Genomic DNA, 25,173 nt, shown 5'->3' on the forward strand with positions numbered 1-25,173 from the left:
GGAGACCGATATGGCTCGAAGGAAGGTTTTCAAGGGTGTTGCGATCGATATCGCCAGATCGTTCGTGAGCCGTAACAACGACGTTGATGGCTACTGGGGCGTAGGCAAACTCCATTCATTGGCACAAGAAAATTCGACATCTAAAATTCGAATAGACCTGTCAAAAGAGTCTTCCGCGACATTGCCAACCTTCGCTTCGATGATAGGACGGTATCGTTCCATGATTGAGGCCCAAGCCGCGGCTCGAGGCTTGAAACTTCAAACTTGTTCGATCGAGGTAGAGTTTAACCTGCCTCGGAATATCATTGATTCTCCTGTCTGCTCGGATGGCGAAAACGGGTTTAGGTGCTGGCTGACGATCGTGGATGATCGGGGGAGGGTTTGGAGCCATATGATCTCGGGGTGTTCCCACCCTCACGATCCGAAAAGAGAGTCACGCAGCTTACGAGCTTCATAAGGCGACTATGTCCGATGTGACATCCTTTGGGTTGCAATCACACGGGTCCCGACCTCGTTATGAAGGCGTTGGCAAGGCCTTGGCCGCCCACGGCCTCATCCTGCGCGGCGGCTTCAATTTTGCAGGCGGCGAGCAAGCACCTTCCGGTCTCTCCGGCGCTGCCGCCAGATCCGTCCTGCTGGTGGGGCAGGCGGGCGCCGCGCCATGGCCGCATTTCCTACGCTGGCGGGAAAATCAATCACGGAACATCGGCGACCCGCTCGATACATGGTCGCGCGAAGTGATCGGTGCGGTGGCGAACGACTTCGGCGCGCGTGCCGTGTCACCGTCCGACAAGCCATATCTGCCGTTCCAGCAATGGGCGATGCGGGCGGAGGGCTTGCGGCCGTCGCCGCTCGGCATCCTCATGCATCCGCAATACGGGCTCTGGCACGCCTATCGCGGCGCGCTGCTGTTCGACCACGAGATTGCGCTTCACGAACCTCGCGGCGTGGTTCACCTTTGCGATGCATGTGTCGACAAACCTTGCCTGAAATCCTGTCCGGTCGATGCGTATTCTGCGGATGGTTTCGCGCATGAAACTTGTCTGGCGCATGTGCGTGGGCAAAACGGCGCGCCTTGCCGAACCGGCGGCTGTCTCGACCGAAACGCCTGTCCCTATGGCACGGACTACCGCTATCCCCCAGAGGCTCAAGCTTTTCACATGGCGGCGTTTGCGCGTCTGTAGCGTCGCCGAATGCCGCACGGAATCTTGAATGCGGTTGCCTCATTACGACTTGCCCTGACGGACTGCGCGGATATCTATCGCACGACAAGTCAAAGGAGTGGTGATGGCGAAGCGGGACATTCAGATCAAAACCATTGACGGCTTGGCAAAAGCCGGTCTGTTCCGCTCGGCAGCCCCGGCCAAGGCCGCTGTCATCCTCTATATGGACGCTTTTGGCCCGCGGCCGGCGCTCGACCAAATGGCGGAACGGCTTGCAGGCGACAATTACGCGGTATTGGTCCCGGACCTTTTCTACCGCAACGCGCCCTACGGCCCTTTCGAGGCCAAGACTGCATTCAGCGACGAGAAGAGCAAGGCCGTCATCACGGGTCTTCTCAGCGGCACGACCCAGGACATGACCATCCGCGACAGCGGCGCTTTCCTCGATGCGCTCGATGCCGAGGGCGTGACCGGACCGGTCGGCACCGTCGGCTATTGCATGGGCGGAGCGCGGGCGCTGAATGCCGCCGCGGCCTATCCCGGCCGCATCGTTGCCGCCGACAGCCCGCATCGGAAGGCTGCGTCGATCCAGGCGCGGGTCTATGTCGGCACGGCTGGTGTGGACCGCAGCTTCCCACCCGAACAGTCGGCGCGGCTGGCCGAAGCGCTGCGCACGGCCGAGGTCGACCACGTCATCGAAAACTATGCCGGCATGGCGCATGGCTGGTGCGTGCCGGACCACGGCGCCTTCGATGCAACCGGCGCCGAGCGCCACTGGAAGCGGCTGACGACGCTGTTCGCGGAGACGCTCGGGTAGGGCGCAGATGGTCTTCAAGTGACCGCCTCCCAAAAAATTTCTTCCATCACTCCAAGGAATCGCCATTAGCCTTCGTCCAACAGGCAATGATGGCGATGATGCTGGATGAAAGCGAAGCCTCCGACGCCGAATTGATCGGGCGGGCGAAGGGCGGAGACAGGGGGGCTTTCGGCAAATTGCTCGAAAGGCACTATGACTTCGTCTATCGCGCCGCCTATCGCTGGTGCGGGAAAAAGGCCGATGCCGAGGATGTCGCCCAGGAAGTCTGCGTCCGGCTTGGCCGGGCGATCCGCGATTATCATGGCAGCGGCGCCTTCACCACCTGGCTCTACACCATGACGCTGAATGCGGCACGCGACGTGATGCGCAAGACCGCCCGCGAGACGGTCAAGATCGACGCCTACGGCGCTTACGCACTGATCTCGGGAGAAGCCGAGCCTGAAGATCCGACCGAGGCGCTTTGGGCGGCAGTGCGGATGCTGCCGGGCAAGCAGCGCGACGCGGTGCTGCTCGTCTATGGTGAAGGGCTGAGTCACGCAGCCGCTGCCGAGGCGATGGGGATCTCGGAGACGACGGTTTCCTGGCACATCCATGAAGCGAAGAAACGGTTGAAGACGCTCATGCGTTCAGCCGGGGAAGTGTGATCATGGTCGACGATAACGAACTCAACAGGCTGCGCGACATCGCAACACCGGCACCGGGTGCCGAGGCGAAGGCGCGTGCCTTCGAGGCTGCCATGCGCGCCTACGACCTGGACGAAAAAACTTCACCTGCCACCCAAGGATCGGCGAACGGGCTTCGTCTCACAGAGCGAGCACAAAAGCTCTGGAGCGAAATCATGCAAAAGAAACTCTTCGCCACGCCGGCCATTGCCGGGCTCGTCGCCCTGCCGATCGCCGGATACGCCACCATCTATATGCTGCAGCAGCAGCCGTTCCATTCCGGCGGGGACGAGAAGATCACCGAAACGCTGGCCGACAAACCAGCGGCTAAAGCGCCGGCCACGGTGAGGCCGCTCACCGTGGCCGAGGCCGACAAACAGAAGAAAGCTGATGTCGACGCCGAAAGCCGCGCCGCGGCCGAGGCGCTTGCGCCGGCATCGCCGCCGAAGCCCGAGTCGAATGCGCTTGGTGGCCTGGTGCAACAGGATATGCTGGCTCGCAATGCGCCCGAGCCCTCGCCTCGCGAGGCGCTGGCTGGCGGTTCAAGTGCCACGGCTCCTGCAGTCGATGGCGCCGCGCAGATTGGCCGTGTGCCCGGTACTGTCGCCCAATCCAGGTTGATGGCTCAGCCTTCGACCGCACCAGCCGATCAGATGCTGCTGCCGGAGCAAAACCGCGACCGCGTCGAGGATTTTAAGACCAATCCGGTGCGTGCCGCGCTCGAAGACCCGGTCTCGACCTTTTCGATCGATGTCGATACGGCCTCCTATTCCTTCGTGCGGCGTTCGCTCAGGGAAGGTGTTGTGCCGCGGGCCGACACGGTCCGCGTCGAGGAGATGATCAACTACTTCCCCTATGACTGGAAAGGACCGGACACTGCCTCGACGCCGTTCAACTCGACCGTCAGCGTCATGCCGACGCCATGGAACGAGCATACCAGGCTGATGCATGTCGCCATCAAGGGTTTCGACGCCAAGCCGGCCGAGCAGCCCAAGGCCAATCTGGTGTTCCTGATCGACGTGTCGGGCTCGATGAACGAGCAGGACAAGCTGCCGCTCCTGCAGTCGGCCTTCCGGCTTCTGGTCAGCAAGTTGAGGCCCGACGACACAGTCTCGATCGTCACTTACGCGGGTGATGCCGGCACTGTCCTGGAGCCGACCAAGGTCTCGGAGAAGGACAAGATCCTCAATGCCATCGACACATTGACGCCCGGCGGCTCGACGGCCGGCGAGGCGGGCATCAAGGAAGCTTACCGGCTGGCGCAGAAATCCTTCGTCAAGGACGGGGTCAACCGAGTGATGCTGGCCACGGACGGCGACTTCAATGTCGGCCAGACCGACGATGACGATTTGAAGCGGCTGATCGAGCAGGAACGCAAGACCGGCGTGTTCCTGTCGGTGTTCGGTTTTGGCCGCGGCAATCTCAACGACCAAATGATGCAGACCATTGCCCAGAACGGCAATGGCACCGCTGCCTATATCGACACTTTGGCGGAGGCCGAGAAGGTGCTGGTCGAGGATGCGTCCTCGACGCTGTTCACCATCGCCAAGGACGTGAAGATCCAGGTCGAGTTCAACCCGAACAAGGTCTCGGAATACCGGCTGATCGGCTATGAGACGCGGGCCTTGAACCGCGAGGACTTCAACAACGACCGCGTCGATGCCGGCGAGATCGGGTCCGGCCATTCGGTCACCGCGATTTACGAGATCACGCCGAAGGGCAGCGGCGGCGAGAAGATCGATCCGCTGCGCTACGGCCAGGCGTCGGTGAACAATGGCGGCGTCGCCAACGCCGACGAATATGCCTTCGTGAAGATCCGCTACAAGCTGCCGAACGAGGATGCCTCGAAGCTGATCACCACGCCGGTGACATCAGCCAACGAAGTGGCTGATTTCAACCAGGCCAGCACCGACCAGCGGTTCTCGGTTGCCGTCGCGGCGTTCGGCCAGAAGCTGCGCGACGAGGATGCGACCGCGAAGTTCGGCTACGACAAGATCGTGGAGATTGCCACTGCCGCCCGGGGAGCAGACCCGTTTGGGTACCGCTCCGAGTTCCTCTCGCTTGTGCGCCTTGCCTCGGCGCTGGGCGGCAATCGGTAGTGGCGATGATGGCCGGTTTTCTTCAGATGGATCGTTCTGATAGGGGAAGCCGACCCACGGGCGGGTGAGGCGGGCCGGCAGGGGAAACCTTGCCGGCCTTTTTCAGCATTGTAATTCCGACATTGGTCGTGACGCCTCGACGAAAGTGCCGGGTAGCCGAAAGCGTCAGGCGCGGCTGCGCCGACGCTCGCGGCGGGCTTCGCTGGTCTCGGTGGCGTTGACCGTCGCCTGCTTGTTGCGCATCGGGCCGATGCGCTCGACGATTTTCTCGACGGTCGGGCGATCCGACTTGGTGTGTGCGTCGAGCGCCTTGCGCATGGCGGCCAGGTGGGCGAACGAGGTGCCGCAGCAGCCGCCGACGATCTTTGCGCCGGCATCGACGGCCAGCCTGACATAGTCGGCCATCAGTTCGGGCGTGCCGGAATAGTGGATTTCGGCGCCACGGAATTCCGGAATGCCACAATTGCCCTTGACGATCACCGTCGCCTCCGGCTTCGCCTCGGTCATGTCGAGCAGCGAAGCGAGGATGTCGGAGGCGCCGACACCGCAATTGGCGCCGACACCGAGCGGCGCCTGCGACAGTCCATCGGCGACGCCATGGATGTCCTTCGGCAACAGCCCCATCATGGTGCGGCCGGCGGTGTCGAAGGAGCCGGTATAGGTATAGGGCAGGCCGACGCGGATCGCGGCTTCGGCGGCGGCGCGGATTTCGTCCGGCGCCGACATTGTCTCGATCCAGGCGACTTCGGCGCCGCCGGCCTTCAGGCCCTCGATCTGTTCGGCAAAGGCCTCGACCGCCTCGTCATAGGTCATGGCGCCGAGCGGCACCAGCAACTCGCCGGTCGGGCCGACCGAGCCCGCCACGATGACCTTGCGGCCGGCTTTATCGGCGACAGCGCGGGCGATCTCGGCGGCGCGCTTGTTCAGCGCATGCACGCGGTCCTGCGCATGGTGCAGCTTCAGCCGGTGACGGGTGCCGCCGAAGGAGTTGGTGAGGATGATGTCGGCGCCGGCATCGACAAAGTTCTGGTGCAGGCTGGTGATGGTGTCCGCCGCGGTCTCGTTCAGCAACTCTGGAGCCTCGCCGGCCTCGAGCCCCATGGCGAACAGATTGGTGCCGGTGGCGCCATCGGCGAGCAGAACGCCCTTTTCGGCAAGCAGCGCGTCAATCGGGTTGGTCATTGGAAATACGCCTTCCGGGGAACTCTTTGTCGAGATAAGGATATAAAGAACTCTTTATATGGCGTCAATGTCGACGCAGGAAACAGGCCATCAAAATCGCATTTCCGCCAGCCTTTGTGTGAAGCTGGCCGCCTCATGCGCGTTGATGTCGGCGGCGCGGATCAGATTGTCGAAATGGCTGGTCAGCGTGCGGACCGGCTGGGTCGCATTCAGCACCAGATACATGTCGCCGACATAGATGGCGGCGCGATAGGGTCCGAAGATGGTGTAGGGGATCGAATAGCGCATCCGCCCATCATAGAGAAACAGGCGGAAAGTGGGATAGAGATCGTCGAGCAGCGTCGCCATGTGGAGAAGCTGCTGGTGGCGGTCGGCCTCCGGGAAACGGTCCCACACGCCTAGGCCCCGCGCAAAGATCTCCAGCGTGTGGCGCGGCATGCAGACCTCCATGTCGGTTTCCGGCCGCCGGTTGTAGTCGATACGGTACTGCGTCTCACCGGCCTGCGCCTCGCGGCTCTTGTTGGCGATGCCCGCCTCGTAGTCGACAAGCGCCTCGGTGCGCAGAAGATCGGGAATGCCGGCCGGCACGTAACGGATTTTCGTGCCTGCGGCCTCGGCATGCCACCTTGCCAGCAGCGTGCGGTCAAAGCCATCGGGCGCTTCTTCGATCTCCAGGCTCTCGCGGATTTCACCGGTGACGCCTTCGTCCTGGCTGAGGCCGAGCAGCCAGTCGAGCGATACCTTGAATTCGGCGGCGATGTTGAGCAGCGTTTCGGCGCGAGGAAGGCGTGTCGAGGCGCCGGACAGCAACTGCGAAAGCGCCGAACGGTCGATGCCCACCGCCGTCGCGAAGGCGGACTGGTTCAAGTCGGACCGTGTCAAGAGCATTTTCAGGCGCTCCCGAAAGATCGTCGACAGGTCGCGTTTGTCCATATCGTCATTCCGGCCATTGGGAGGAAAAAAATCCGCCGAAGCCACCGAAGCGGCACCTTAGGCGTAAATGAATCCTCCAGCTTGTTTACAAAATATAACATATGCGGCTGAAAATGCGCAATCGCAACATCTTGTGCGCTTTGTCGCGTTGCAGCGATTCAACGCTCCTGACACAATGCTGTCAGGAATCAAAAATGATTCCGGCGACTGGAAGGGCAGTGGTCGATCCATGACGAGCACGAATAACAGACGACGCAATGCACCGGCCATCGAATGGCCGACCGTGTTTCTGGCGTTTTTCTGTTACGGCACCTGGCTCGTCGCCGGCTCGCTCTTCTGGCCATCGTACCCGCTGTTGGCGCTCGCCGTTCTGGCGTTGGTCGCCGCACTGCAATCCTCGTTGGCTCACGAAGTCCTGCACGGCCATCCGACCCGCAATGCACAGCTCAACGAAGTTTTCGTCTTCCTGCCGATAGGCCTCGTCTGGCCGTTCCGCCGGTTCAAGACCATTCACCTGCACCACCATGCCGACGAACGGCTGACCGATCCGCTGGACGACCCCGAAAGCTACTACAAGGCGCTGTGGCACCATGACGAGTTGCCGCCGGCGATGAAATTTCTGCTGAAGATCAACAACACCATGGTCGGCCGCTTCGTGCTTGGCCCGTGGCTCTCCTGCATCGGCTTCTTCATCGACGATGCCAAGCAGATGCTTGCCGGCGACAAGGTGATCCGCAAGGCGTGGTTGCTGCACGCGATCGGCCTAGCCGTCGTGTTGCCGGTCGTGCAGTTCGGCTTCGGCATCCCGTTGTGGCTCTACATCCTGGTGCCGGTGTGGCTCGGCCAGTCGCTGATTTCGATCCGCACTTTCGCCGAGCACCAGTGGTCGGAGCATCCGGAAGGCCGCACGGTGATCGTCGAGCGTTCGCCGCTGTCCTTCCTGTTCCTCAACAACAATCTGCATTTCGTCCATCACAAGAGCCCGACGGTGGCCTGGTACCGGTTGCCGAAGCTGTTTGCCGACCGCCGTGACGAGTGGCTGCGGATGAACAATGGCTATGCCTATCCGAACTATTTCGCGCTGCTCAAGGCTTATGCGTTCAAGGCTAAGGAGCCAATCGTCCACCCCGTGCTGCGGCGCGCGCCGGAACCAGGCCGGGCGTTCAAGCCGCGCGTCAGGGCGCGCAGCCTCAATGGCCTTGGCAGCGCGCCGGTGCCGGCCGAGCCGCCGAAAGAATGAATTTTGCGGCATCGCCGCGGCGATAGCCAGGTGCGCGTCAATGGTCTCGTCAGTTTCTCAGCGTAACGATCAAAGTCCCGGCATGAGCGATTTCGTTGCCGCCTTGCCGATGTATGACTGGCCCGAAATGCGGAGCGAGGTCGATGCCCAATGGGCACGGCTGCGTGATGCCTTTCGGCAAAATGGCATCGACGCGCCGCAGACGATCGCTCGCGTCAATGCCGATCTGCGGCCTGTCGAAGGCGGCATCCGCGACGCCGCCGGAAAGGTCATCGCGCCCGATCCGGCGACGCTGCCGCCGGACGAACTGGATTTTCACGGCCTCTGGCTGCATCCGGCGCTGCTGTTCGCGCAGACCTGCTGGGGGCCGATGGAACTCGGCCTGTCGACGCATGTCCAGGTGATCGGCCAGCCGAGCTACGACGCATACGAGGGCGGGCAGGGGGAACTCTATTCGAGCGCGCTCGTGATGCGGGCAGGTGAGGCGCCATCGGTTGGTTCACCGTCCGATGGCAGCCCTCTCATCCCGCTCGATGTCCTGCGTGGCAAGCACTTTACCTTCAACAGCCTCGATTCGATGTCCGGCTTCGTCGGGCTAACGCGCGACCTGGAAGCAATGGGCGAAAGCCTGGACATCTTTACGGCGCGCAGCGAAAGCGGCGGCCACCGCGCATCGATCGTCGCGATTGCCGAGGGCAGGGCCGATGTCGCGGCCATCGACTGCAGGAGCTGGGCGCTGGCGCAACGCTTCGAGCCAGCGGCGCAAGCGGTGAAGGTCGTTGGCTGGACGGGAAGGCGCAAAGGCCTGCCCTTCATCACCGCCAGATCGACGCCGGAAAAGATCGTCGCCGCGTTGCGCGAAGCTCTCGCGGCAGTTGGCTGAAATCCGATCCGGAAGCGATTATCTGCCGAGCAGTCGCTCATCCAGCGGGTAGCTTGAAAGCTGCTCGTTGCCGGTTTCGGTGATCAGGATCTGGTCCTCGATCTTGACGCCTTCGCGTCCGCCGAGCCGGCCGATGTAGCTCTCGACGCAAAGCACCATGCCTGACACAAGCACGCCGTCGGGCGTGTCGTCGGTCCAGTCGATCGCATGCGGCAGCGTCGGGTATTCGTCGGCCAGGCCGACGCCGTGATAGAGCACGCCGTAGCGCGTCGGGAAGCAATCACCAGGCGGCACCGCCGATCGCTCGACTAGGTCGCGGAACGAAGTGCCCGGCTGCATCAGGCCAATGTTGTGGGCGATCTGGTCGGCGGCGGTGCGAAACAGGTCGCCTTGCTCGGTGGACGGCTCGGTTTCGCCGCAGAGCCAGGTGCGCGACAGGTCGGCGCAGAAGCCGTAAGGGCCGATCAGATCGGTATCGAAAGCGACGAGATCGCCGGCTTCGATCATTCGCGAGGAGCATTCCTGGAACCACGGATTGGTGCGCGGGCCGGACGTCAAGAGCCGGGTCTCGACCCATTCGCCGCCACGCGCAATGTTGCCGCGGTGGAGTTCGGCCCATAATTCGTTCTCGGAAATTCCTGGCCGCAACGCTGTTTCCATCTCGCCCATCGCCGCCTCGCAAGCGACGATCGACCGGCGCATGGCCAGGATTTCGTCGGGCGATTTGATCAGGCGCGCATTTTCCATCAGCGCTTCTCCATTGCCGATGGAGATGCCGAGGCGGGCGAGTTCCTCGACGCCCTCAGGATTGATGTGATCGACGGCGATGCGGCTGATACCGCCGCCATGCTCCCTCACCAGATCGGCTATGCCGGCCGCCCAGCGGCGGGTCTTTTGCTCGGTCAGCTCGCCGCTATAGAGATACATCCACGACACAGCCGGCCGCACCTCGTCGACGACGCCGGAATGGTCGGAAAGGTGCTCGCAGGAAAAATAGTCGAACAGCACCACAGGGCCTTCGGTGGCGACGAAACAATGCCTTGTCGGATTGTGCGCGACCCAGAGCTGCATGTTGGTCGAGTCGGTCGCATAGCGGATGTTGATCGGATCGTAGAGCAGGGCTCCCGCATAGTCGCGGCGCTTCAGCTCGGCGCGGATGCGGTCGAGCCGGTACTGACGCATGGTGGGTAGGTCGGGAGCAGCAACGCCGGCGGCTTGCCACTCGGCTTCCGCCAGTGCGCCGTAGCCAAGCACATGCTGGTTGAGTTCAGCGGCCTTCTGCCGCGACTTCAGGCGCAACGCGTCGATAGAGCCCGCGTCGTCCGGCTCGAACGGCATGATCTTGCGGTGGCGACCGAACCGTCGCTCGACGCCTGGCTCGCTCACTTTCCTATCCTCCCGATCTCAATCGGCCGCAGGAGCATTGGCATTTCGCTTTTTCAACTTGACGACGGTCACAAGCCTGCCTTCGCTCGAACCCAAAAATTCGGGAACCCTGAGGCTGCGGCTTTCACTATCCAGGACGAAACCCGCCTGGTTGATGCGGTCCAGGATTTCCGGTTCCGGGCTGGGCCTGTCGAGCCAGATCAGAACGGCGGGTTCCTGCAGCAACGCGGCGAAACCCGGCACCTCTTCTCCGAGGACGACAAGGTCGGGATCGACGAGCCTGAGATTGCCCACCCAGTGCCAGTCCGACATGACCGTCTTGACTGCGCCATCCGCGGTCAGATCATGATACAGCGTCGGGTAGTCCAGACGGACGACGCGCCCCTGGCCCTTTCCGCCATAGACCTGATAGGCCCACGTCGCCGGCAAGATCAGTATGACCAGTGTGGCTGCAACGGTGATGGTGAGGTTTTGCGCCGTCCTGCCTTTGTCGCCGAGGGAGTCCATGCGGGCGGCGAAGGCGGCAGGCAGAAAAAGCAGGACCGGCAACAACCAGCGCGCCTTGAACGTGGTGGCGCCGCTGGCGATCACCAGGACAATGGTGATGCAGAGCCCGAAGCCGAGAATGCGCCACAATAGTTTTTCCGAATCTGGAAGCCGTAGGCGGAGCGTCGATGGACTGACCCGTCCCGCCAGCATCGCCACTGCGAAAATCACGACCGGCAAGATGGCAAAATTCATTACGGCATCGCCAAAGCCGATGATGCCTTTCAACGCGACGAGGAAAGCACCGTCGCCTTCATTGATGCCGAACTTATAGCTGCGCGCCAGCAATTCGCTCGGATGCGTGGCGGTCCAATATAATGTCGGCAGGCAGACCAGCAGCGCCACGGCCATGCTGATCATGATTTGCGGACGCAGGATGACCTGGCGGGTCTCGCGCAGCGATAAGGTCGCCGCCAGCATCGCGGCAATCAGGATGAAAAGATTGTATTTCGCCAGCACAGCCGTACCGATCGCCAGGCCGAACAAGGCATAGGTCAGCAGCGACTTGCGCTGCAGAAGCTCGACGAGCGCAAGCAGCAGCAGCCCCGAAAAACAAAAGGCGGCAACGGTATGCGATAAGGTGTGCTGCATTTCCCAGACCAGCTGAGGAAACAGCAACAGACCTAGAATGGAGGCAACTGCGGTGCGCTGGGAATAGCTGAGTTTGCGCACCGCGACGAAGACCGACGTCAAGGCCACGAAAATCAGGGAATACTTCAGTAGTTTAAGCGCGAAGATGTTGGTTCCGAAAACCGACGACGTCAACCAGCCGAGCCAGGAGTAAAGCGGCGGCTGCGAGCCGCCATAGCCGGCCCACAAAAACCGCATATACATCAGCTGTTCGGAGTCATCGACACCGACCCCGGTTCCCGCCCACAGGCTCGCCAGCGACAGCACGACGACCTGTGTGCAGCAATAAAGCGCGACCAACACGATCGCCGCGGGGAAAGGGCCGATCCTGCCCTCGGCAAGCCATTCGGCCCATTTCATCGAATACTTCAAGGAGTTCTCATCGCCCGTGCCGGTTGCACCGGCTGCGCTAGCATGAGACCGGGTCTTGCACAACGTTGTAGCAGCCTTGGGATGGGCGGCGGCCTTGGGCAGCAACCCTGACCGCCTATGCCCGCATCTTCTCGCCACTCGGATCGAAAGGCGGCTCGACATTGATGCGGGCCGGCCGCCGGTGTCCGAGGATTTCAATCTCGAACAGTCCGGCGCTCTCGTTCTCGGCCAAGGCGGCCGGCACATAGCCCTGCGCCATCGATTTCTGGACGTAATGCGCATAGCCGCCGGAGGTGATCCAGCCGACCACGCGCCAGTCGCCGTCGACGATGCCGCGCACGGCCGAGGCGCCTTCCGCGGCCCTGGAGCCGCGCACTTCCTTGCCTGATATATCGAAGCGTGGCGCGCCATAGCCATGCAGCTTTTCCACCGTGCCAAAATCCTTGCCGCCGACCTTGGCCCAGATCGGCTCGTCGCCCATCACGTCAGCATCCGCGGCATCTACGATGAAGGAGACACGGCGCAGTTTCGGCCCTTCTGTCTGTTCCTTTGCCGCCGCTTCGCGCCCGATGAAGTCGTTCTTCTCGAGCTTGATGAAACGATCCATTGCCCCTTCGAACGGCCCGTAGATCGGGCGCAGCTCGCGGAACCACGTCGGAAAATTCTTTTCCAGGCGCATCGAGAGCAAGGCGCGCATGCCGAAATCGACAAGACCAAACTCTTCGCCGGCATCCTTGATCGCCTTGTAGACCAGGCGCTGGTAGGCCGGCGCCATCCAGATCTCGTAGCCGAGATCGCCGGAATAGGTGATGCGATTGACCATGCAGGGCGCGCCGCCGACCGCCATCTCGCGGAAATCCATGAAGCGGAAAGCCTTGGTCGAGACATCCACGTCAACAAGCTTCTGCAGCAGATCGCGCGATCTCGGCCCGGCGATCGAGAGGCCGACAAGCGTCTGGTCGAAGCGGTGGATGCGGACGCTACCATCCCTCGGCAGGTGCTTCTCGAACCAGCGCATATGATATTTCTGCGCCGCCGACGAACTCCAGATCATGAAGCGCTCTTCACCAGCCTTGGCGATGGTGAAGTCGCCGATCAGCCTGCCGAACTCGTTCAGCATCGGGGTCAGCACGATGCGGCCGATCTTCGGCATGCGGTTGGTCATCAGCCGGTTGAGGAAATCTTCCGATCCCGGCCCGGACACTTCGTATTTGGCGAAGTTGGCGATCTCGGTGACGCCGACCCTTTCGCGGGTCGCACGCACTTCCTCGCCGATCGGCCCGAAATCGTTGGAACGGTGGAACGAAACGATATCCTTCGGCTCCGTGCCTTTCGGCGCGAACCAGAGTGGCGTTTCGAGGCCCCACGAATCGCCCATGACGGCGTTGTTGGCCAGCATCGTGTCGTAAAGTGGCGTCGTCTGCGCCGGTCTGGCGGCCGGCAATTCCTCGTTGGGAAAGCGGATGGAAAAGCGGCGCGAATAGTTTTCGCGCACCTTGGCATTGGTGTAGCGCAGGCTCGCCCATTCGCCGAAGCGAGCGACGTCCATGCCCCAGACGTCGAAGCCGGGGTCGCCATTGACCATCCAGTTCGACAGCGCCAGCCCGACGCCGCCGCCCTGCGAGAAACCGGCCATGACGGCGCAGGCGCACCAGAAGTTGGTCAGGCCCTGCACCGGGCCGACCAGCGGGTTGCCGTCCAGCGCGAAGGTGAAGGGGCCATTGATGATCTGCTTGATGCCGGCCTTCTCGATGCCGGGGAAATGCTTGAAGCCGATTTCGAGCGACGGCGCGATGCGGTCGATGTCGGGCTGCAGCAGCTCGTGGCCGAAATCCCATGGCGTGTTGACCGGCGACCACGGCTTGCAGGCCTTTTCATAGGTGCCGAGCAGGATGCCGTTGCGTTCCTGGCGGGTGTAGATCTCGCCCTTGAAGTCCATCACGCCGATCATCTCGCGGCCGGTCGACTTGTTGAATTCCTCGACCTCCGGCATCGGCTCGGTCAAAAGGTACATATGCTCCATGGCCAGCAGCGGCAGCTCGACACCGACCATGCGGCCGATCTCGCGCGCCCACAGGCCGCCGCAATTGACGACATGCTCGGCCTTGACCGTGCCTTGCTCGGTGACGACGTTCCAGGTGCCGTCGACTTCCTGCGTCAGCTCGACGACCCGGTTGCGCAGCACGATCTCAGCGCCGAGCTTCCTGGCCGCCTTGGCATAGGCGTGGGTGGTTCCGGAAGGATCGAGATGGCCTTCGACCGGATCCCACATGGCGCCGACGAAATTCGTCTCGTCCATCAGCGGGAACATCGCCTTGGCCTCCGACGGCGTGATCAGCTCGGTGTCCATTCCGAGATAGCGGCCCTTGGCGTGGGCAAGGCGCAAAAAGTCCATGCGCTCGGGGGTGTCGGCCATCATCACGCCGCCGGTCAGGTGCAACGAGCAGGACTGGCCGGAAAGCTCTTCGATCTCCCTGTAGAGCTGCACCGTATAGGCCTGCAGCTTGGCGACGTTGGGATCGCCATTGAGCGTATGGAAGCCGCCCGCTGCGTGCCAGGACGAGCCGGAGGTGAGCTCCGAACGCTCGATCAGCATGATGTCGGTCCAGCCGGCCTTGGCCAGATGATAGAGCACCGAGCAGCCGACGACGCCGCCGCCGATGACAACCGCTTTTGCATGAGATTTCATGAAGATAGTTCCGTTTTTGAAGAGATTGAATCGAGTGAGCGGGGCGTGAAAACAAGGCGGAGGTCGGATACAGCGATGTCTTCGGCCAGCCTGCCATCAAGCGCGGCAAGGATGGTTTCACAGACGGAAGTACGATGTTTCAGGACGTCATGGTTCCAAACACGCAGGATCGAATAGCCTTGGGCGCGCATGAAATCGTCACGGCGGCGGTCATATGAACTGCCGGCATGTTGGTGTCCATCGACTTCAACGACAAGCCATTTTTCGCGGCAAGCAAAGTCTGCAAAAAAGGGGCCGATGGAGAACTGACGCGTAAAGTGGTAGCCGCCAAGCTTGCGCGCCTTTAGTTCAAGCCAAAGCAGTGCTTCCGCCTGATTGCCCGCTTGCCGAAGGCTACGCGCTCGCTTCGTTGTCCCTGTTTTGCGGCGACTGCGCGTTTCATGAACGGCTTCCCCCACTCCGTCGCCGCTTCGCGGCGCCACCTCTCCCCCCTCCGGAGGGAGAGGAAGGGTGCCAGCCGGAATCGCTTCGCGCCCTTCCTCTCCCCCGTCGATCGGGGGAGAGGTGTCGAGCGTAGCTCGACGGAGTGGGGATCGACCGTTCATCAAATCCATACAAATGATCAGTTCATCAACGACACAATCATCAAAAATCGGTCGGCGCGCCGCCTTCGGACCGGCGTTTCTCGACGAAGGCGTTGAGTTCCTCTCGGATAGCCGGATCCATATACGGCTCTTCATAAGAGGCCAGCCGCTCCTTCCAGACCCGATTGGCTTTTTCGATAGCCGTCGGCGATCCGGCTTCCGCCCAGGTCTCGAAATTGCGCCAGTCGGAGATGATAGGCGAATAGAAGGCGGTCTTGTAGCGGTCCTGGGTGTGCTGGGTGCCGAAGAAATGGCCGCCCGGACCGACGGACTGGATAGCGTCGAAGCCGAGAGCCTCCTCGGAGAGGTCGAGCGGGGTCAGGAATTCCGCCATCATCTGCAGCAGATCGATGTCCAGAATGGTCTTCTCGTAGGAGCAGCGCAGGCCGCCTTCCAGCCAGCCGGCCGCATGCATAATCAGATTGCCGCCGCCCTGGATGGCGCCCCATAGCGAAAACACGCTCTCATAGGCGGCCTGCGCGTCGACCGTGTTGGCGGCGCAGGTGTTGGAGGTGCGGTAGGGGATGTTGTAGCGGCGGGCGAGCTGGCCGCCGACCAATTGCGCCTTCATGTATTCCGGCGTGCCGAAGGCCGGCGCGCCGGACTTCATGTCGACATTCGAGGTGAAGCCGCCATAGCCGACGGGCGCGCCTTTGCGCACCATCTGGGCGAATGCAATGCCGGACAGCGCTTCGGCATTCTGCTGCACCAGCGCGCCGGCTATCGTCACCGGCGCCATGGCGCCCGACAGGGTGAACGGCGTCACGATGACGACCTGGCCCTTGCTCGACATCTGGATAATGCCTTCCATCATCGGCACATCGAGCTTGAGCGGCGAATTGGTGTTGATGATGGTGAACACCGACGGCTCTTCGAGCAGTTGCTCGTGGCTGATGCCGCGCGCGATCCTGGTGATCTCGATGCCGTCGACATTGCGCTCCTTGCCGAGCGAATAGATGTGGAACACCTTGTCGGTGAGCACGCTCAGATCGCGGATGCATTCGAGGTGCCGGACGGACGGATGGATGTCGATCGGCTCGACCGGATAACCGCCTGTGCAGTTCAGGATGTTGTGCATCTGCGCGAGCTTGAGGAAGTTGCGGTAGTCCTGCTGGTTGCCCGGCCGGCGGCCGCGGTCGACGTCGGAACAATTGGGCGCCGACGCCATCATCGAGATGATCAGATTGTCGCCGCCGAAGCGGACATTGTGCGCCGGATTGCGGGCGTGGATGGTGAACTCCGACGGACAATGCGAAACCAGTTCGAGGATCATGTCGCTGTCGAAGCGCACTCGCTCGCTGCCTTCGCGGACATCCGCGCCATGTGCCTTCATGATGCGCCTTGCTTCGTCGTGCAGCACGTCGACGCCGATTTCCCGCAGCACGCGCAACGAGGCGAGGTGGATCGATTCCAACTCGTCGTCCGAGACCAGCTTCGTCGGCGTCAGCGGGATTTTCAGCTGACGGAAAGGCGGCTGCTCGAACGCCGCCGCTGCGCCGGCACGTTTGCCCGCGCGGCCGCCGCGACGGGCGCGATCGTTTGCCAATGCCGGTTCGGCGGGATGAAGGGCGGCGGTCATGACAAGCCTCGTACGCTGCGACAGTGCGGCGGCATAATGGACCGCCGGCTGTCCCGCCATTGCGGAGGCGGCGACCACTAGGACGAGGGAAGCGACATGTCGGAAGGGCAGCTGACCGATCGTTGGGCACACGCACGGAGCGGATGACGTGGCGCAGCAGATTTGCCCGGGCGGCCCTTCCTTTTCCCAAACCGAACCGCTAGCCGGGTAGCTTGCCGACCCCCCGAGGGTGGGCGATTCACAGGGATGGCGGATGGTCGCGACCGGTTCGAGCGATGGCGAGGCGGCAACGCAGTGGGCAGCGCTTGCCGGCGTCACTGCCGCTTTGGCCATGTTCGGCGCCGCGCAGGGGCTTAGCTATCCGCTGTTTACGCTGTTGATGCAGCGGCAAGGCATGTCTCCGGCGCTGATCGGTCTTTCCGCGGCGATGATGCCGGTTGGCCTCATCCTGTCGGCTGCGTTCGTGCCGGCGGCCGTCCGCCTGGTCGGCGCGCGCAACCTCGCCGTCGGCTGTTCGCTGGCCGGCGCGCTCTGCTTCCTGACGATCGGCTATCTGCAGGATTGGGTGGCGTGGTTCATCATCCGCTTTCTCGTCGGCGTGGTCATCAATCCGCTCTATGTGCTTGGTGAGGTGTGGGCGCTGTCGCTGGCGCCGCCGACGCGCCGCGGCCGGGTGATGGGGGTGTTCAATACGCTGCTGGGCGCCGGCTACGCGGCGGGGCCGCTGATCCTGATCACGGTCGGCACATCGGGATGGCCTCCCTTCGTCGCGGCGATATCAGGCTTTGCGCTCTGTGCGCTGATCCTGCGCGCCGTCTCGTCCAAATTGACCGGTTTCGAGGATGACGGCCAGGTCTCGGGCGGCATCGTAGGCTTCGCCAAGCTGGCGCCGGCGCTGCTGCTGGCGGTCCTGGTTGCGGCCGCGGTCCAGCAGAGCACCTATGCGCTGATGCCAGTCTTCGGCACCGGCTACGGCTTGCCGGAAGCGACGCTGGCGGCTCTGGTGACGGCGCTGTCGGCCGGCAATATCCTGCTGCAGATTCCGCTTGGGCTGATGGCCGAGCGCTTCGGCGGCCGGGCGATGATCGTCTTTTGCGCGCTGGCGACGGCCGCTTGCGCGCTCTCGCTGCCGCTCCTGATCACGACGCCGTTGGTCTGGCCCGTGCTGGTGGTGATGGGCGCAGTCGGCTACGGCGTCTATACAATGGCGCTGGTCGAGCTAGGCAGCCGGTTCAAGGGAACCGCACTCGTCGCCGGCAATGCAGCCTTCGCGCTGATGTGGGGCGCTGGCGGCATTGTCGGCCCGCCCGGCGCCGGCGCGCTGATGCAGGGGATCGGTCCGCTCGGCCTGCCGGCGGTGATCGCCGGCCTCGATGCGCTGCTGATCGCGTTCGCGCTCTACAGGTCGTCCGGACGCCGGAACCGTTGAGCCGGCGATCCGTTGGCGCAAATGGTTTTTGCTGGCCGGCCCTTTCTTTCGCGGAACCGGACCGGTAGCTGGGTGACTCGCCGAGCAGATCTCCAATGCAGGGATGGCAGAATGATTGCGACCGGCGCCAGCGGCAACGAAACGGGAATGCAGTGGGCGGCGCTCACCGGGGTGATCGCGACCGTCTCGGTGTTCGCCATCGCGCAGGGGCTCTCCTATCCGCTGCTGAGCTTCATCCTGCAGCGACAAGGCATCTCGCCGGCCATGATCGGGCTGTCTGCGGCGATGACGCCGGTCGGCTTCATCGTCTCGTCGCCGCTCATCCCAGCGCTGGCGCGCCGGTTCGGGGCAGGGCGCACGGCGCTCACCTGCGCTGCACTTTCCGCGATCATGCTGGCGCTGATCGGCTGGACGCAAAATGTCTATTTATGGTTTCCGCTGCGCTTTCTGATCGGCGTGGTAACCAATCCGCTCTACGTGCTGAGCGAGATCTGGGTGATCGCACTGGCGCCGCCGGCGCGCCGCGGTCGCGTGATGGGGATCTATTCCACAGTCATTTCGGCAGGTTTCGCGGCCGGCCCGCTGTGCCTGCTTGCCGTCGGCACCGAAGGATGGCCGCCGTTTCTCGTCGGCATCGCCGCATTCGTTTTTTGCGGCGCCTGCCTGGCGCTGGTGCTGCGACGGCTTCCGAAGGTCGATGAGGCCGGGCACCGGGTTTCGGTGATGGGGTTCATGCCGATGGCATGGCTGCTGCTGTCGGCGGTCGTCGTCGCCGCCGGCTTTGAGCAGGCGGTGCTGGCGCTGCTGCCGGTCTACGGGACCTATTACGGCATCGCCGAAGCCCGCATGTCGGCGCTGCTGTCGGTGATGATCGCCGGCAACATCGCCATGCAGGTGCCGCTCGGCCTGCTGGCGGAACGGCTGACGGCGCGTCTGGTGCGGTTTATCTGCGTGTCACTGACCGTGCTCGGATGCGTGCTGTTGCCGGTTCTCATCGAGACGCGGCTGATCTGGCCATGCGTCTTTATCTGGGGCGCGGTTTCCTACGGCATCTATACGATGTCGATCATCGAGCTCGGCGAGCGCTTCACCGGCTCGGCGCTGGTCGCCGGCAACGCCGCCTTCTCGCTGATGTGGGGCGTCGGCGGTATCGCCATGCCGCCGCTGGCGGGAGGTGCCATGGATATTCTTGGTGCGGACGGCCTGCCGATCACGCTTGGCGCCATGTGCCTGGCGCTGGCGGTTACAACGGTCATTCGAAGGCGGATAGTGTGACTTCGAAAAGCAGCGGGCGTCTTGAATATCGGAGCCGCTATGTCGATGTTGGCGAGGCCCGACGTCTGATTCAACCGGAGACCACATGACCAAATCAGCCACAAGCAGGCAGCTAAATTCGGCGACCGAGGATCCCTTTCTCTGGCTGGAGGACAGGACAGGCAAGGAAGCACTCGACTGGGTCCACCGTCAGAACGCGGTTACAACAGGTGAATTGCAGGGCGATCCGTCCTATCAGGCCGCCTTCCAGACCGCGCTGGACCTGATGACGGCCGAAGACAACATTGCGGTCGGGGCCGCGCTCAATGGCCACGTCTATAATTTCTGGCAGGACAAGACCAACGTGCTCGGCCTGTGGCGGCGCACGACGGTCGCTTCCTACAAGACCGAGAAGCCGGATTGGGAGACGATCATCGACTTCGATAGTCTGTCCGCCAAGGAGGGCGTGAAATGGGTGTTCAGCGGCGCCAGCCGGCTTTACCCCGACTTCAGCCGCTGCCTGCTCAGCCTGTCGCCGGATGGTGGCGACGCCAGTGAGATGCGTGAATTCGACATCGACACCAAGTCTTTTGTCGAGGGCGGTTTTCGCGCGCCCGCCTCGAAGTCGGGCTTCAGCTGGCTGGACAAGGACACGGTCATCGTTTCGGCTGCCTTCGAGGAGGACGAAAAAACCCAGTCCGGTTATCCACGCGTGGTCAAGCTTTGGCAGCGCGGCACCAAGCTGGAGGATGCGACGCCGATCTTCGAGGCGCAGAAGCAGGATCTCGCCGCCGGCGGTTCCCTCGAGTTCGACGGCGACAAGCGGCATCTGTTCCTGACCCGGACGCTCGACTTCTTTGCCTCGCACAGTTTTCTGCGTCTGCCTTCCGGCGAGAACAGGCGCTTCCCGCTGCCGGACGACGTCACCGACACGGCGCTGTTCCGGGATCAGTTCGTCTTCGGGGTGCGCAGCCCGTGGACGGCGCCGGATGGCACGTTGTGCCAGCCTGACGGCCTTTATTCGCTGGATTTCGCCCGCTGGATCGAAACCGATGCGTTGGGACCCATCGATACCGTGCTCGAGCCGGCGCATAGGGTTTCGATCGCCGGCATCGCCCGCACGCAGGACCGGTTGTTCATCAACCTAATGGATAATGTGCGCGGCAAGGTCGTCGTCTGCGAGCGTGATGACGGCGGCTGGTCGCTGAAGCCTGTCGCGTTGCCGGAGAATGGCAATGTCGGCATCGCCCATGCTGAACATTTCGGCTCCAGCGTCTCCTTCTCCTTCACCGATTTCCTGACGCCGAGCTCGATCATCTGGTCGGACGACGATGCTGCGACGCTGACAACAGTGAAATCGCAGCCGGCGCGTTTCGATGCTTCGTCCCTTGTGTCGGAACAGTTCGAGGCACGCTCGAAAGACGGCACCATGATCCCTTACTTCGTCGTCAGGCAACGCGACCAGGACGGTCCGGTGCCGACATTGCTTTATGGCTATGGCGGCTTTGAAGTGCCGCTGCTGCCCGGCTATGCTGGCGTGCGCGGCAGGCTGTGGCTGGAAAAGGGCAATGCCTATGTGCAGGCCAATATCCGCGGCGGCGGCGAGTTCGGTCCGAACTGGCACCAGGCCGCGCTCAAGGCCAATCGCCAGAAGGCCTTCGACGATTTCGCCGCGGTCGCGCAAGACATCGTGAAACGCGGCATCGCCACGCCGGCCATGCTCGGCATCCAAGGCGGCTCGAATGGCGGCCTGCTGGCCGGCGTTTCGCTGACCCAGCATCCCGAGCTTTTCGGTGCGGTGATCATCGACGTGCCGCTGCTCGACATGCTGCGCTACACAGAGCTGCCGCCTGGCGCCTCCTGGATGGCCGAGTATGGCGATCCGGCGAAGCCGGAAGACGCCGCGTGGCTGGCCGCTTACTCACCCTATCAGCATGTGAAGACCGACGCTGCCTATCCGCCGGTGCTGCTGACGACATCGACCGCCGACGACCGCGTCCATCCCGGCCACGCGCGCAAGATGGCCGGGCGGCTGCAGGCTGCCGGCCATGCGAAGACGCTGTTCTTCGAGGAGACCGAGGGCGGCCATGGCGGGCGCGGTGATCGCCGGCCGCAAGCGGCACAGGCCGCAATGAAGTATGTCTTCCTGCAACGGGCGCTGACCGGTGTCGCTTGAACGGAACGGCTTGAACTGATCGCATCAGGCGACATAAGGTGCTGCATGGCTCGGATGGGGACATGTTGCGCGTTTGGGGTGGCGGTGACGCCGTCGCCGCGCACGCTTCGCGCCGAGCTTTTGCGGCTTTGCGCTCGCATCGGCTATTCGCCACCCGCGCTCCTCTGACGAATCCGCCCCGGCTGCAAAACGCCGGATTGGTTCAAGAGGAAAGATCAGACATGACTTATCAAAATTATTCGCTGAAGCAGCTTCAGCAGATCGATGCTGCTCATCACCTTCATCCGTTCACCGACCATAAGGAGATGCGTGAGGCCGGCTCACGCATCATCACCCACGCCAATGGTCCGTTCATCTACGATTCCGAAGGTATGGAAATCCTCGACGGCATGGCCGGGCTATGGTGTGTCAATGTCGGTTACGGACGCGACGAGTTGGCCGACGCGGCTTACGCCCAGATGAAGGAACTGCCCTACTACAACTCCTTCTTCAAATGCTCGACACCGACCCCGGTGCTGCTGGCCAAAAAGCTGGCGGAACTGGCGCCGAAGCACGTCAACCAGGTGATCTACGGCTCGTCTGGTTCGGAGGCCAACGACACGGCGCTGCGCCTTGTCCGCCACTATTGGGCACTGGAAGGCAAGCCGGAGAAGAACCGCATCATCTCGCGCAAGACCGCCTATCACGGCTCGACCATCGCCGGCGCCTCGCTGGGCGGCATGGAGCCGATGCACAAGCAGCTCAACGGCGCGGTTCCCAACATCGTCCATGTGATGATGCCCTATGCCTACGAGCTGGCTCTGCCCGGCGAAAGCGACCATGATTTCGGTCTGCGCGCGGCCAAGGCCGTCGAGGACGCCATCCTCGAAGCCGGCGCCGACAAGGTCGCCGCCTTCATCGGCGAGCCGGTGATGGGGGCAGGCGGCGTGAAGATACCGCCGATGAGCTATTGGCCGGAAGTGCAGCGCATCTGCCGCAAATACGATGTCCTGCTGATGCTGGACGAGGTCATCACCGGATATGGCCGCACCGGCGAGTGGTTCGCGGCTCAGACCTTCGGCATAGAGCCCGATACCATCACCACCGCCAAGGCGCTGACCTCCGGTTATCAGCCGCTGTCGGCGCTGCTGGTCGGTGACCGCATCGCCGCGACGCTGGTCGAGAAGGGCGGGGAGTTCAATCACGGCTATACTTATGCCGGCCACCCCGTGGCCTGCGCCGTGGCGCTGAAGAACCTCGAGATCATCGAGCGGGAAGGTTTGGTCGATCGGGTCAAGAACGACACCGGACCCTATTTCGCCAAGGCGCTGCAGGAGCACATCGGCGGTCACGATCTGGTCGGCGAGGTGCGCTCGATCGGGCTGATGGGGGCGATCGAGATCGTCAGGGACAAGGCGACCAAGGAGCGCTTCCTGCCGGCCGGGAGTGCGGCCGTGCTTGTCCGCGATCACGCAATTGCCCAAGGCATGATGCTGCGCGCCACCGGCGACACGATGATCCTGTCGCCGCCGCTGATCTGGACGCGCGAGACAATCGACATGGCTTGCGGCCGCATCGCCAAGGCGCTTGATCTGGCCCAAGCGGATTTGCGCAAGCGGTAGGGTAAAACGATCGCCGGGCGTCCTGCAGCCAGACGCCCGGCGTTTGAATACTGCCGAAGATCTTGCCAGGCGAGGATCGGCCGTGAGGTCGGCAATCAGGTCTCCTACACCCTGAGCACGAACCCCAAGAAGGTCAGCTTCCAGAAGCATTCGATGGGTCATCGACCGCAACATCAATCTGATGCGCGCCATGTCGGTCCTGCCCCAAGGCCGACGGGCTGTCCTGCGAGTATCAACCGGAGGAGCCGCTCACCAAGGGTCGCTACGAGGAATGCGGCCGCGACGCGCCGTATTTACCTTAACGTGCGAGAAGTAGAGAGACATCGACACGAGGCGCGAAAAAGCAACGCCAATACAGCTGATTGGTTACGACGTAGGTATTCTCGCAGATATGGTATTGGCCGTCCGGGGATTCCTGTACACGGTCCCGTGGGATGGTGAAATTGTGCGGCAAATAAGTGTAACCACCGTCTATCCTGGACCGCACCGAAGACCGAGGTATGGCGCGGCAATCAGAACCACCGCAACACCTGAATTTCGTCTGTGGATCAATCTTGTCTTCGTACCAATCATGGGCGTTAGCGGCCGTTGCGGCGGCGATACACATTGCCGTGAAGATGAACCTTCGCATGGCATTCCCTCAGGGATTTGGCAGGCGCTGCTCGTTCGAACGTCCTTTTATATTAGCGTTCCGTTAAAAACGCCATTAGCCTCCGACTGACTAACGCAGCTCCAGCAAGCGACGCTCGCAAGGTGTGCGGACCGTCCTAACGATCTGCTCTGTATCCTTGTTTCTATCGCCCGGTTGCTCTGTGACAGATAGGCGCTTTATGATGGCTGCTTGAAGCGCCGATTGGGCCCGTTGTCGGAGCGGCTCATTGTGCGGGAGGGACGCTATGGCCCGGCAGGAGCAATGGCAGCTGGAAGGTAGCGCCGCGGAACTCTACGAGCGCTACCTGGTTCCGGCAATCACAGCCCTGTGGGCTGCCGACCTGGTGGATCGTGCTGCGCCTCGATCTGGTGAGCGGGTTCTGGACGTAGCTTGCGGCACAGGCGTGGTGGCACGCTCGGCGGCCGAGCGTATGGGAAGTGGGCAGGTCGTCGGCCTCGACATCAACACGGGCATGCTTGCCGTTGCTCGATCGCTCCCTAGCGGCGCTGGACCGCGTATTGACTGGCACGAGGGAAGCGCGCTCGAAATGCCGTTCCCTGACTCCACCTTCGATCTGGTTCTTTGCCAGCTCGGACTGCAGTTTTTTCCGGACCGATCGAGTGCGCTGCGTGAGATGTTCCGGGTTCTGCTGCCTGACGGCCGGCTGGCCTTAAGCGTTTTCAGCGCTATTGAGCATACTCCTGCGGCAAAGGCGCTGGCGGATGCCCTGGATCGGCATCTCGGTCCAGGCGCTTCGGCGACGAAACGGTCCGAGCATTCACTCGCCGACGCGGACGAGCTTTACCGATTGGTGACCGGGGCGGGATTTCGTCAGGTGACCATCCACACGACGACACAGAACATCCGATTCCCCTCGTCAAAGGAATATGTGCGACTACAGCTGGCAGCGACTCCGCAGGCTGGGCTGGTCAGCGGAATGGATGCCGGACAACGGGACGTAGTCATCGCAGCGATCATGGGGGATGTAAGTTCCTCGCTGGCAATCTATTCAACTGGAGGGGAGCTGACATTCCCCCAAGAGGCTCACGTCGTGCTCGCACGCAAATAGTGCAGCTGACGCGGTGGTCGTCGACGTAGGTCAGGACCGCCGCCACCAGGCCGACGATCATCTGCCATCGGGGCCGGCGATGCGCCCGAAGTTGTCGGCCAAGCCGCCATCGCCAAGCCATCGAGCAGACGTCGGACTTAGTTCGCAGTGCGCGCGGCGCGGGCTGC

The 25,173-nt window shown here is 62.6% G+C and carries 18 protein-coding genes; 11 read left to right on the top strand and 7 right to left on the bottom strand.

Annotated features, from left to right (window positions below; all coding sequences use genetic code 11):
- Window positions 1-536: 536 nt before the first annotated feature.
- The 4 genes from EOC94_RS26445 to EOC94_RS26460 all read left to right on the top strand — a co-directional run bounded on the left by EOC94_RS26445 (window position 537) and on the right by EOC94_RS26460 (window position 4,741).
- Window positions 537-1,184 (top strand): hypothetical protein, encoded by a 648-nt coding sequence (locus EOC94_RS26445; protein WP_245465660.1) that lies wholly within the window; start codon window positions 537-539, stop codon window positions 1,182-1,184.
- A 103-nt stretch (window positions 1,185-1,287) separates the two neighbouring features.
- Window positions 1,288-1,980, top strand: a complete 693-nt coding sequence (locus tag EOC94_RS26450) for a dienelactone hydrolase family protein (RefSeq protein ID WP_127294396.1) — start codon at window positions 1,288-1,290, stop codon at window positions 1,978-1,980.
- An 89-nt stretch (window positions 1,981-2,069) separates the two neighbouring features.
- Window positions 2,070-2,624: an RNA polymerase sigma factor gene (locus EOC94_RS26455; protein WP_127294398.1), complete on the top strand. Its 555-nt coding sequence runs from the start codon at window positions 2,070-2,072 to the stop codon at window positions 2,622-2,624.
- 2 nt (window positions 2,625-2,626) lie between these two features.
- Window positions 2,627-4,741 (top strand): VWA domain-containing protein, encoded by a 2,115-nt coding sequence (locus EOC94_RS26460; RefSeq protein WP_127294400.1) that lies wholly within the window; start codon window positions 2,627-2,629, stop codon window positions 4,739-4,741.
- A 165-nt stretch (window positions 4,742-4,906) separates the two neighbouring features.
- On the opposite strand, the gene bmt is transcribed toward EOC94_RS26460, so the two are convergent.
- Both bmt and EOC94_RS26470 read right to left on the bottom strand, forming a co-directional pair.
- Window positions 4,907-5,923, bottom strand: a complete 1,017-nt coding sequence (gene bmt / locus EOC94_RS26465) for a betaine--homocysteine S-methyltransferase (protein WP_127294402.1) — start codon at window positions 5,921-5,923, stop codon at window positions 4,907-4,909.
- A 90-nt stretch (window positions 5,924-6,013) separates the two neighbouring features.
- The gene (locus tag EOC94_RS26470) at window positions 6,014-6,856 is read right to left on the bottom strand and encodes a helix-turn-helix transcriptional regulator (protein WP_029351899.1); all 843 of its coding nucleotides are present in this window, start codon (window positions 6,854-6,856) and stop codon (window positions 6,014-6,016) included.
- A gap of 229 nt (window positions 6,857-7,085) precedes the next feature.
- On the opposite strand from EOC94_RS26470, the gene EOC94_RS26475 reads away from it, so the two are divergent.
- Together EOC94_RS26475 and EOC94_RS26480 are read left to right on the top strand one after the other, a co-directional pair.
- On the top strand, window positions 7,086-8,096 hold the full coding sequence (locus EOC94_RS26475) for a fatty acid desaturase (protein WP_185928329.1): 1,011 nt from the start codon (window positions 7,086-7,088) through the stop codon (window positions 8,094-8,096).
- 82 nt (window positions 8,097-8,178) lie between these two features.
- The gene (locus tag EOC94_RS26480; protein WP_127294404.1) at window positions 8,179-8,979 is read left to right on the top strand and encodes a PhnD/SsuA/transferrin family substrate-binding protein; all 801 of its coding nucleotides are present in this window, start codon (window positions 8,179-8,181) and stop codon (window positions 8,977-8,979) included.
- A gap of 18 nt (window positions 8,980-8,997) precedes the next feature.
- On the opposite strand, the gene EOC94_RS26485 is transcribed toward EOC94_RS26480, so the two are convergent.
- The 5 genes from EOC94_RS26485 to EOC94_RS26505 all read right to left on the bottom strand — a co-directional run bounded on the left by EOC94_RS26485 (window position 8,998) and on the right by EOC94_RS26505 (window position 16,825).
- Window positions 8,998-10,317 (bottom strand): Xaa-Pro peptidase family protein, encoded by a 1,320-nt coding sequence (locus tag EOC94_RS26485; protein ID WP_127294468.1) that lies wholly within the window; start codon window positions 10,315-10,317, stop codon window positions 8,998-9,000.
- Between the two features lie 66 nt (window positions 10,318-10,383).
- A complete protein-coding gene (locus tag EOC94_RS26490; protein WP_245465661.1) occupies window positions 10,384-11,913 on the bottom strand; it encodes a glycosyltransferase family 39 protein in 1,530 nt (509 codons plus the stop codon).
- 115 nt (window positions 11,914-12,028) lie between these two features.
- The gene (locus EOC94_RS26495; protein WP_127294406.1) at window positions 12,029-14,602 is read right to left on the bottom strand and encodes an FAD-dependent oxidoreductase; all 2,574 of its coding nucleotides are present in this window, start codon (window positions 14,600-14,602) and stop codon (window positions 12,029-12,031) included.
- Entirely contained in the window at window positions 14,599-15,060 is a 462-nt protein-coding gene (locus EOC94_RS26500; protein ID WP_245465662.1) for a DUF559 domain-containing protein, read from the bottom strand. Before EOC94_RS26500 ends, EOC94_RS26495 begins: the two co-directional genes overlap by 4 nt.
- A gap of 187 nt (window positions 15,061-15,247) precedes the next feature.
- Window positions 15,248-16,825: a trimethylamine methyltransferase family protein gene (locus EOC94_RS26505; protein WP_127294410.1), complete on the bottom strand. Its 1,578-nt coding sequence runs from the start codon at window positions 16,823-16,825 to the stop codon at window positions 15,248-15,250.
- Window positions 16,826-17,078: 253 nt separating this feature from the next.
- Between EOC94_RS26505 and EOC94_RS26510 the strand changes: the two genes are divergently transcribed.
- The 5 genes from EOC94_RS26510 to EOC94_RS26535 all read left to right on the top strand — a co-directional run bounded on the left by EOC94_RS26510 (window position 17,079) and on the right by EOC94_RS26535 (window position 25,006).
- Window positions 17,079-18,254, top strand: a complete 1,176-nt coding sequence (locus EOC94_RS26510) for an MFS transporter (protein ID WP_126106119.1) — start codon at window positions 17,079-17,081, stop codon at window positions 18,252-18,254.
- A 111-nt stretch (window positions 18,255-18,365) separates the two neighbouring features.
- Complete coding sequence (locus tag EOC94_RS26515; RefSeq protein ID WP_127294412.1) at window positions 18,366-19,529, top strand: MFS transporter; 1,164 nt, start codon at window positions 18,366-18,368, stop codon at window positions 19,527-19,529.
- 85 nt (window positions 19,530-19,614) lie between these two features.
- A complete protein-coding gene (locus EOC94_RS26520; RefSeq protein ID WP_127294414.1) occupies window positions 19,615-21,684 on the top strand; it encodes a prolyl oligopeptidase family protein in 2,070 nt (689 codons plus the stop codon).
- A gap of 221 nt (window positions 21,685-21,905) precedes the next feature.
- Window positions 21,906-23,285: an aspartate aminotransferase family protein gene (locus EOC94_RS26530; protein WP_127294416.1), complete on the top strand. Its 1,380-nt coding sequence runs from the start codon at window positions 21,906-21,908 to the stop codon at window positions 23,283-23,285.
- Window positions 23,286-24,181: 896 nt separating this feature from the next.
- Entirely contained in the window at window positions 24,182-25,006 is an 825-nt protein-coding gene (locus EOC94_RS26535; protein WP_127294418.1) for a methyltransferase domain-containing protein, read from the top strand.
- Window positions 25,007-25,173: the final 167 nt, after the last annotated feature.

It is taken from the genome of Mesorhizobium sp. M6A.T.Ce.TU.016.01.1.1 (genome assembly GCF_003997065.1).
Taxonomy (GTDB): Bacteria; Pseudomonadota; Alphaproteobacteria; order Rhizobiales; family Rhizobiaceae; genus Mesorhizobium; species Mesorhizobium mediterraneum.

Bases quoted from the DNA above. Each gene is read 5' to 3' on its own strand.
- EOC94_RS26460 (WP_127294400.1), top strand. From the start codon at position 2,627: ATGGTCGACGATAACGAACTCAACAGGCTGCGCGACATCGCAACACCG.
- EOC94_RS26510 (WP_126106119.1), top strand. From the start codon at position 17,079: ATGGTCGCGACCGGTTCGAGCGATGGCGAGGCGGCAACGCAGTGGGCA.
- EOC94_RS26515 (WP_127294412.1), top strand. From the start codon at position 18,366: ATGATTGCGACCGGCGCCAGCGGCAACGAAACGGGAATGCAGTGGGCG.
- EOC94_RS26495 (WP_127294406.1), bottom strand. From the start codon at position 14,602: ATGAAATCTCATGCAAAAGCGGTTGTCATCGGCGGCGGCGTCGTCGGC.
- EOC94_RS26535 (WP_127294418.1), top strand. From the start codon at position 24,182: ATGGCCCGGCAGGAGCAATGGCAGCTGGAAGGTAGCGCCGCGGAACTC.
- EOC94_RS26530 (WP_127294416.1), top strand. From the start codon at position 21,906: ATGACTTATCAAAATTATTCGCTGAAGCAGCTTCAGCAGATCGATGCT.
- EOC94_RS26485 (WP_127294468.1), bottom strand. From the start codon at position 10,317: ATGCCGTTCGAGCCGGACGACGCGGGCTCTATCGACGCGTTGCGCCTG.
- EOC94_RS26455 (WP_127294398.1), top strand. From the start codon at position 2,070: ATGGCGATGATGCTGGATGAAAGCGAAGCCTCCGACGCCGAATTGATC.
- EOC94_RS26505 (WP_127294410.1), bottom strand. From the start codon at position 16,825: ATGACCGCCGCCCTTCATCCCGCCGAACCGGCATTGGCAAACGATCGC.
- EOC94_RS26450 (WP_127294396.1), top strand. From the start codon at position 1,288: ATGGCGAAGCGGGACATTCAGATCAAAACCATTGACGGCTTGGCAAAA.
- EOC94_RS26480 (WP_127294404.1), top strand. From the start codon at position 8,179: ATGAGCGATTTCGTTGCCGCCTTGCCGATGTATGACTGGCCCGAAATG.
- EOC94_RS26470 (WP_029351899.1), bottom strand. From the start codon at position 6,856: ATGGACAAACGCGACCTGTCGACGATCTTTCGGGAGCGCCTGAAAATG.
- EOC94_RS26475 (WP_185928329.1), top strand. From the start codon at position 7,086: ATGACGAGCACGAATAACAGACGACGCAATGCACCGGCCATCGAATGG.
- EOC94_RS26520 (WP_127294414.1), top strand. From the start codon at position 19,615: ATGACCAAATCAGCCACAAGCAGGCAGCTAAATTCGGCGACCGAGGAT.
- bmt (WP_127294402.1), bottom strand. From the start codon at position 5,923: ATGACCAACCCGATTGACGCGCTGCTTGCCGAAAAGGGCGTTCTGCTC.